The sequence below is a fragment of the Ferrovibrio sp. genome, from assembly GCF_017994015.1.
Classification (GTDB): Bacteria; Pseudomonadota; Alphaproteobacteria; order Ferrovibrionales; family Ferrovibrionaceae; genus Ferrovibrio.
The window spans coordinates 1-7,026 of record NZ_JAGOLP010000096.1 but is presented as its reverse complement, the minus strand read 5'-3'; the positions used below and the strand labels follow the sequence as shown (position 1 = coordinate 7,026).

8 protein-coding genes are annotated in these 7,026 nt (G+C 61.0%); 4 read left to right on the top strand and 4 right to left on the bottom strand.

The annotated features are described in order from the left end of the window. Positions 1 to 111: 111 nt before the first annotated feature. A complete protein-coding gene (locus tag KBB36_RS20295; RefSeq protein WP_290985497.1) occupies positions 112 to 522 on the bottom strand; it encodes a response regulator in 411 nt (136 codons plus the stop codon). Positions 523 to 783: 261 nt separating this feature from the next. Between KBB36_RS20295 and KBB36_RS20290 the strand changes: the two genes are divergently transcribed. From KBB36_RS20290 to KBB36_RS20280, 3 genes are all read left to right on the top strand, one after another. After that, positions 784 to 2,109, top strand: a complete 1,326-nt coding sequence (locus KBB36_RS20290) for an extracellular solute-binding protein (protein WP_290985494.1) — start codon at positions 784 to 786, stop codon at positions 2,107 to 2,109. A 79-nt stretch (positions 2,110 to 2,188) separates the two neighbouring features. After that, positions 2,189 to 3,109, top strand: coding sequence for a carbohydrate ABC transporter permease (locus KBB36_RS20285; RefSeq protein WP_290985491.1), 921 nt, complete (start codon positions 2,189 to 2,191; stop codon positions 3,107 to 3,109). Between the two features lies 1 nt (position 3,110). Beyond that, on the top strand, positions 3,111 to 4,016 hold the full coding sequence (locus KBB36_RS20280) for a carbohydrate ABC transporter permease (RefSeq protein WP_290985488.1): 906 nt from the start codon (positions 3,111 to 3,113) through the stop codon (positions 4,014 to 4,016). 93 nt (positions 4,017 to 4,109) lie between these two features. Here the strand turns inward: KBB36_RS20280 and KBB36_RS20275 are convergent, their stop codons facing one another. The 3 genes from KBB36_RS20275 to KBB36_RS20265 are packed head-to-tail and all read right to left on the bottom strand — an operon-like array spanning position 4,110 to position 6,402. Beyond that, positions 4,110 to 5,249: a cytochrome c peroxidase gene (locus KBB36_RS20275; RefSeq protein ID WP_290985486.1), complete on the bottom strand. Its 1,140-nt coding sequence runs from the start codon at positions 5,247 to 5,249 to the stop codon at positions 4,110 to 4,112. Beyond that, a complete protein-coding gene (locus KBB36_RS20270; protein ID WP_290985483.1) occupies positions 5,246 to 5,635 on the bottom strand; it encodes a hypothetical protein in 390 nt (129 codons plus the stop codon). Before KBB36_RS20270 ends, KBB36_RS20275 begins: the two co-directional genes overlap by 4 nt. After that, positions 5,632 to 6,402, bottom strand: a complete 771-nt coding sequence (locus KBB36_RS20265) for an amidohydrolase (protein ID WP_290985481.1) — start codon at positions 6,400 to 6,402, stop codon at positions 5,632 to 5,634. The genes KBB36_RS20270 and KBB36_RS20265 overlap by 4 nt, the downstream gene beginning before the upstream one ends. Positions 6,403 to 6,648: 246 nt before the next feature. Here KBB36_RS20265 and KBB36_RS20260 point away from each other — a divergent pair. After that, a partial coding sequence (locus KBB36_RS20260; protein WP_290985479.1) for a hypothetical protein occupies positions 6,649 to 7,026 on the top strand: 378 nt, incomplete at its 3' end.

Genomic DNA, 7,026 nt, shown 5'->3' with positions numbered 1-7,026 from the left:
ATTGGCGGTATTTCAGCCCCCGCCCTTCCAGCCCCCGTGAATCAGCGCCAACCCCCTGCCCGGTTTGGCTTTTTCGATATGGCGAAGGCTGGCCGGATTACAAGGGCGATGTCAGCGGAAGCGCAGTACGTATTTAATGCGCTCCAGAATCGCTTCCGGGGTCATCGGCTTCACCAGATAGCCGTTCACGCCCAGGCTCTTGAGCCGGATCACCGCATCGGCGCTGGCCGAACCGGTGAGCATGATGATCGGCGTATCGCGATAATACTGCCGCGACTTGCGCACTTTCTCGACAAAGGCGAATCCGTCCATGTTCGGCATCGCTAGGTCGCAGATCACCAGATCGATCGGGTTGCGGGTGGCTTCCAGGATGTCGAGCGCCTCGGTGCCGTCCATCGCCTGGCGGATATTGCTGAAGCCCAGTTCCTCCAGGATATCCACGTTGATACGGCGGGCATAAGCCTCGTCCTCAACGATCAGAATCCGGCGCGAAGCCAACTCGGCAGGTAATAAGCTGGGCATGCGACCGGCTTACAACGACCCACCGGGGGCTGGCAAGAGGCAGTTTGGCCGTAAACCTGATGTTGCATCGACATTCTTCCGCATTGCAGCAATTCGACTTTGGTCGGTTGCAAAAAATTTCCTTGGAGCCGGCTTAGCTGCTATCTTATATTTCAGTTGCAGCCGGTTTCGGTGAAGAAGGCCGTCGAATCACACGACACATAAAAAACGGCCCGAGTTGAGGAAACACACAACCAACAATACCCGAGGAGGATTCACGATATGACTAATTTCACCAGGCGTGACATGATGAAGACCACGCTCGGCGCCGGCGCCGCCGTCGCCGCTGCGGGCGCCGGTCTGCTGACGCCGGTCGAGGCCGCCGCCCAGGCAGCCAAGGGCGATCTGGAAAAAGGCGCCAAGCTGCGCATGCTGCGTTGGAGCCAGTTCGTCCAGGGCGATATCGACCAATGGATGGCCAACACCAAGAAGTTTACCGAGCTGACCGGCGTGGAAGTGCGCGTCGATCGCGAAGCCTGGCCCGATGTGGCGCCGAAGGCCTCGGTTGCCGCCAATGTCGGCGCCGGCCCGGATATTGTGCTCGACTTCTTTGACGTGCCGCACCTGTTCCCGGACAAGGTGGTGCCGCTGACCGATATCGCCACCGAACTGGGCAACAAGTATGGCGGCTGGTTCCCGGTGGCGGAGAAATATGCCAAGCGTGGCAACACCTGGATCGGCCTGCCGCTCGGCGCTGCCGGTGCCTGCATGGTCTATCGCAAGAGCCATCTCCAGGCTGCCGGCTTCTCGTCCTTCCCGAAGGACATGGACGGCTTCCTGGCGCTGTGCAAAGCCTTGCAGGCCAAGGGCACGCCGGCCGGCTTTGCGCTCGGCAATGCCGTGGGCGACGGTTCCTGGACCTACTGGCTGATGTGGGCCTTCGGCGGCAAGATGGTGGACGACAAGAACAACGTCGTCATCAACAGCCCGGAGACGATCAAGGCGCTGGAATTCGCCAAGCAGCTCTACCCCACCTTCATCAACGGCACCCTGGGCTGGCTTGATCCGAACAACAACAAGGCCTTCCTTGATGGCCAGATCAGCCTGACCAATAACGGCATCTCGGTTTACTACGCCGCCAAGAATTCGCAGGACCCGAAGATCAAGGCGCTGGTTGACGATATCGAGCATGCCAATTTCCCGATCGGCCCGGTGGGCCGGCCGACCGAACTGCATCTTTTCAGCCAGGCTTATGTGTTCAAGTATTGCAAATTCCCCAAGGCGGCGAAGGCCTACCTCAAATTCATGTGGGAGAAGGAGCAGTATGAGCCGTGGCAGACTGCCGCTATCGGCTACATCACCCATGCGCTGAGGGGCTATGAGGAAAACGCTGTCTGGAAGTCGGATCCGAAGAATCTGCCTTACCGCGACACGGTGAAGAACATGCTGTGGCATGGCTATTCCGGCCAGCTCGGCTATTCCTCGGCTGCTGCGTTGAACGATTACATCGTCAACAACATGGTGGCTCAGGCGGCTTCTGGCTCCAAAACCCCGCAGGAAGCTGCGGCCGAAGCCGAGAAGCGTCTGATCCGCGTTTACAAGGTCTGATCCGTCAGGGAGTGCCGGGCGGCAGCAATGTCGCCCGGAATTTCCGCCCGGCGTTGTTTACATTCTTCATGGCGGCATCATGAGCATTGCGATCAGGCGCGTTACCCTGTGGGAACGCATCGCGGAAAACCGCACCGTACTTTCCATCGTCTTCATGGCGCCGGCGGCGGTGCTGCTGCTGCTTTTCCTCACCTACCCGCTTGGCCTCGGCATCTGGCTCGGTTTCACCGATACCAAGATCGGCCGTGTCGGGCATTTTATCGGCATCGAGAATTATATCTCGCTGCTCGGCGATAGCATCTTCATGCTGTCGGTGTTCAACACCGTGCTCTACACCACGGTGGCCACGGTGATCAAATTCATCCTCGGCCTGTGGCTGGCGCTGCTGCTGAACCGGCATATGCCGTTCAAGTCGATCATCCGCGCCGTGATCCTGCTGCCCTATATCGTACCCACGGTTCTGTCGGCCATTGCCTTCTGGTGGATTTTCGACTCGCAATTCTCGATCATCTCCTGGGCGCTGACCAAGATCGGCCTGATCGACAGCTATATCGAATTCCTGGGCGAGCCCAACCATGCCCGCGCCTCGGTGATTGCAGCCAATATCTGGCGCGGCATTCCTTTTGTGGCGATCTGCCTGCTCGCCGGCCTGCAAACCATATCGCCCAGCCTGTATGAAGCAGCGGCGCTGGATGGTGCCACGGCCTGGCAGCGTTTCCGCTTCGTGACAGTGCCAAACCTGCTGCCGGTGCTCAGCATCGTGCTCACCTTCTCGATCCTGTTCACCTTCACCGATTTTCAGCTGATCTATGCCATCACACGCGGCGGCCCGGCCAATGCCACGCATCTGATGGCCACGCTGGCCTTCCAGCGCGGCATCAATGGCGGCGCCCTGGGTGAAGGTGCGGCCATCGCCGTGGCGATGATCCCGTTCCTCATCCTCTCCACCGCGTTATGTTACTTCGGCCTGCAACGGCAGAAATGGCAGCAGGGGAATTGACATGACCGATACCACCGTTTCCTCAGCCACCTCGTCTGGCGCTGCCGATAATCGCGAAGGCATGGGTTATCTCGAAACCCTGCCACGCCAGGTGGTGGTGTTCTGGATCCCGTTGCTGATCTTTCTGTTTGTTCTGCTATTCCCGTTCTACTGGATGGGTCTGACCACGTTCAAACCGAACAGCGAATTGCTCAACTACCGCGACAATAACCCGCTCTGGATCGTGCAGCCGACGCTGGATAATATTCGCAAGCTGCTATTTGACACGCCCTATCCGGAATGGCTGCTCACCACCATGGTGGTGGCGGTGGTGGCCACGGCGCTGTCGCTGTTTGCTTCCGTGCTGGCCGCCTATGCCATCGAGCGCCTGCGTTTCAAGGGCGCCCAGGGCGTCGGCATGGCGATCTTCCTGGCCTATCTGGTGCCGCCGAGCATTCTGTTCATCCCGCTCGCCACCATGATCTACAATCTCGGCCTTTATGACAGCATGTGGGCGCTGATCCTCACCTACCCCACCTTCCTGATCCCGTTCTGCACCTGGCTGCTGATCGGTTATTTCAAGTCGATCCCGTTTGAACTTGAGGAATGCGCGCTGATCGATGGCGCCTCGCGGGTGCAGATTCTGATCAAGATCGTGCTGCCGCTGGCGGTGCCGGGCCTGATCTCGGCCGGCATCTTCGCCTTCACGCTGTCGTGGAACGAATTCATCTACGCGCTGGCCTTCATCTCCTCGTCGGAGAACAAGACCGTGCCGGTCGGCGTGCTCACCGAGCTGGTGGAAGGCGATGTGTATCACTGGGGTTCGCTGATGGCAGGCGCGCTGTTCGGCTCGCTGCCAGTGGCGATCCTGTATTCCTTCTTCGTTGATTACTACGTCGCCTCAATGACCGGCGCAGTGAAGGAATAAGCCGCTCAATAAACCCGACGTCACCTTCGGGTTTGACCCGAAGGTCTTCATCCAACCCGGCTGAGATGCGCGGATCAAGTCCGCGCATGGCGGTTACTTTGAGCACGCTGCCAGTGGTGCCGGTGCAGCGGGCGCCGGCCCGCTCAGGCTTTCCAGGAAGGCGACCAGATCGTCAATCTCCTGGTCGCTGAGAAACAGTGGTTTGAGCAGCCTTTCGCCATCCACATGCAGGCGCTCTTCGTTCAACTCGGAATAATGCCGCACCACCTCGCGCAAGCTGGCCTTGCTGCCGTTATGCATATAGGGCGCGGTGCCAACCAGATTACGCAGGCTCGGCACGCGAAACTCGCCCCAATTGCGATGCAGCAAGGTGACATGGCGTGTCTCAATGGCCTGGCGTGCCAGGTCGTCGCTGAAACGGCCCAGCCGGGTGTAATCACTCTGGCTTAGGCGGCGGATGCCGAGATGGCGGCCAGGATCAACCAGCCCGGGGCGCACCAGATACGGCACGCCGATATCGTGGAATTCGCGGTTGGTGAAGCCGGCGCCCATATGGCAGGTGGTGCATTGCCCGGCGCCGACAAAAAGCCGCGCGCCGCGCTGCGCTGCTTCGGGCAGGTTTGCTGGCTGGCCGGCCGCCAGATCGTCGCGGAACTGGTCAAACGGCGCCTTGCCGCTCGTCAGTGTCTCCTGGAATGCCGCCAGCGCCTTGGCGGCATAGATCGCCACCGTCTCGTCATCCGCGCCCGGGCTTTCGCCCAAGGCGGCGCGATACCGGCAACTTAAATCCGGATTCTGCCGCAACCGCTCGGCCACCAGGCGCAGCGAGCCGGCCATTTCGCTCGGCGCCAGCAGCGGCCGCAGGCTTTGCGACCACAGATTATCTTGCGCGCCATCCCAGCCAAACCAGCGATTCCAGCGGATATCCAGCAGGGTTGGCACATTGCGCAGGAATTCACCGCGCCCCTTCTCGCCATCGCTCCAGCGCTGCGCCGGCTGATGGCAGGTGGCGCAGCTCATATCGGCTGCGCCCGATAAAGCCGTATCGAAAAACAGCGCCTGCCCCAGCGCGATGCCGGCCGGCTGGCCGGAAAGCCGGTTGCTGGGATCCGGCGCCCAGGCCGGCGGCCAGGGGCCGTGGCGCAACAGGGCGGCACGCTCGGCGGCGGTGAATTCAAGCGCCAGGGCCGGGCCGCAGCACAGCAGCAAAGCCAGCAACAGCCAGCGGATCATTGCGCCAGGTGGGGGCTGGTCAGCCGCTGCCGCGCGCCGGATGGCAGGCCAACTTCAAACACAAATTCCCATTCGCCCGGCATGTGCAGCACCAGGCCTTCGGCGCGATATAGCCCGGGCGCGGGATTGGTAATGCTGGGGCGGTAATTCATGCCATGGCGATGCGCCGGCATATGCGCATCCACTTCAAGTGCGCGCGGCGCCGGGCAGACGGCGATTTCGAGCGCAAAGGGCTGCCCCACCGGGATTGGCGCCGGCTGGCTTTTGTAGGCGATGGTAACGCCGTTATTGCGGCTCTGCTCGGTGCCTTCAAAGCCCGGCAGGCAGGCCCAGGCCGCGCCCGGCAGCAAGGCAACCAGAGCGACAGCCAGCAGGCAGCGGATCATTGCTGCGCCATCATGGCGCTGAACAGGCGGTCGCCGTTGCGCCAGCCAATCTGCTCGGCCACATCCGGCGGCAGATCAGCCAGCCAGGCGCGCGAGTAGCTGGCATGCTGTTCCACATAATACCAGCGCTCCGGCGTGAAGGTGTCGGTACCCACCAGGAAACGCTGCGGGTATTTCAGGAAAACCGGGCGCCAGGCATCGGCCACCTTGCCCTTGCCGCTGCCATCCATGCTGCCCTGATCGTTGCGGAAGGCCAGATCGGCCCAAAGTGCCGGGTGTTTCTCCAGCATTGCCGCCACCGCTTCCGGCCGGTCAAAGCCCGAATGCGCCCACAGGATACGAGCCTGCGGGTCTTGCCGGAAGACACGCTCCACCGCATCGGCATCACCATGCAGGTGCAGATAAAGCCGGCGCTGCTTCGCGATCTGCACCATACGGCGCACCACCGGCAGATCGGCATCGGCGCCATAGACGTGAAATTCACCAATGGCGACGTAGCGGTATTTCGCCAGCCGGCTTTCCAGATAATCAATCACCGTCGGGTCATGCACCCAGCTGCTGAGTTCGCCGCGCTTGCGATAGGGCCGCAACACAGGGATGACAATATCGGGTGCCAGGGCATGAAGCTTTTGCGTGCCTTCGTCATCAGACGACGACACCATGGCGCGGCGCAGCCCGGCCTGGCGCAGAATCTTCACCGCCTCTGTCGGCGGTACCACATCCCAGGCATCATGGCTGTAATGCAGATGGGCATCAAAGATCGGCATGTCGGCTGCGTGCACCGGTGCTGTTGCCGCCGCAAGCCAACCACAGGCCAATAAGCCAATCGCACCTCGCAGCATTGTCGCACTCCTTCTGTTGCGCTGTAGGATAGGCCGCTATGAGCCAAGAGCAAGTAGACAATTTTGACGAGAAGCTTCCGATGCGGAACACAATTTTGTTAAGTTACCCCAGTGATGCACCCGAATCTAAAGCACCTGCATTTCCTGCACCAATCTGCCCAGCATGAACTGATGCGTCGGTTCCTGGAAGCCGCCATCGGCATGCATCCGCTGGACCGGCTGCCACCGCGCGCAGCATTGCAGCCGCAGGCGATGCCTCAGCTGCTGCCGCATCTGGTGCTGACCAAAGTGGAATACTGGCCCGAGCAGGTGCGTTTCAAACTCACCGTGATCGGCCAGGCCACCGCCGACACATTGGGCCTGCATCTGGCCAACCGCTACATGGATGAAGTGCAGGCCACTGAATTGCCCAGCCTGAGCCATCCGATCGAGGACCGGCAGCAAGTGGTGAGCGAGGGCCTGGCGCTGTATCGCTTCGGCGATCCGCGCATGCGCCATAATGCGGATTTTGTCCGTATCGAGCTCTGCCACACGCCGCTGGCCGATGAT

What these genes read in the sequence shown, in the direction of transcription:
- KBB36_RS20295 (WP_290985497.1), bottom strand. Translation starts at nt 522, where the DNA reads ATGCCCAGCTTATTACCTGCCGAGTTGGCTTCGCGCCGGATTCTGATC.
- KBB36_RS20290 (WP_290985494.1), top strand. Translation starts at nt 784, where the DNA reads ATGACTAATTTCACCAGGCGTGACATGATGAAGACCACGCTCGGCGCC.
- KBB36_RS20285 (WP_290985491.1), top strand. Translation starts at nt 2,189, where the DNA reads ATGAGCATTGCGATCAGGCGCGTTACCCTGTGGGAACGCATCGCGGAA.
- KBB36_RS20280 (WP_290985488.1), top strand. Translation starts at nt 3,111, where the DNA reads ATGACCGATACCACCGTTTCCTCAGCCACCTCGTCTGGCGCTGCCGAT.
- KBB36_RS20275 (WP_290985486.1), bottom strand. Translation starts at nt 5,249, where the DNA reads ATGATCCGCTGGCTGTTGCTGGCTTTGCTGCTGTGCTGCGGCCCGGCC.
- KBB36_RS20270 (WP_290985483.1), bottom strand. Translation starts at nt 5,635, where the DNA reads ATGATCCGCTGCCTGCTGGCTGTCGCTCTGGTTGCCTTGCTGCCGGGC.
- KBB36_RS20265 (WP_290985481.1), bottom strand. Translation starts at nt 6,402, where the DNA reads ATGCCGATCTTTGATGCCCATCTGCATTACAGCCATGATGCCTGGGAT.